The 430-nt window shown below is 66.5% G+C and carries 1 protein-coding gene; it reads right to left on the bottom strand.

Translation table 11 applies throughout. The features are described 5' to 3' along the window. Positions 1-430 (bottom strand): hypothetical protein (locus AACY49_RS31325; protein WP_339528237.1); only part of this gene is annotated, 430 nt, incomplete at both ends.

Raw genomic sequence — 430 nt, 5'->3', positions numbered from 1 at the left:
ATACCATTTTGTAAAGTACAGGGCGCAGTTGCGCGCGGCGAAGGCCACCGCAAGGCTCGACCAGAGCGGCAGGCCCGGCACGTAGAGCAGCACGAGATTGGCGACGGCCATCGCCAGCGCGGCGGCGGTCCAGGCCGCCGTGATCATGTAATTGGCGGTCAGGAAGCCGGGTATCGCAGCGGTTTCGGCCGGAACCTCCTCGAGCGCATATTGCAGCGTGAACGGACGGCGCAGCAGCATCGATCCGAGCGAGATCAGGAAGATGCCGATGTCGACCGTCAGCTTGACGCCGAGCGTGCCGATCGCGGCATCGGAGAGCACGAGGACGAGCCCGATGGCGGCGAACAGGATCGCCGAGCCGGCGGCGAGGATCTTCACCGACCGGCCGCGGGCGAGGTCGATCGCGACGGTGGCAAGGCAGATTGCCGAG

The sequence above is a fragment of the Pseudomonas sp. EL_65y_Pfl2_R96 genome (genome assembly GCF_963970905.1).
Classification (GTDB): Bacteria; Pseudomonadota; Gammaproteobacteria; order Pseudomonadales; family Pseudomonadaceae; genus Aquipseudomonas.
This window is presented reverse-complemented; position numbering and strand designations above follow the sequence as displayed.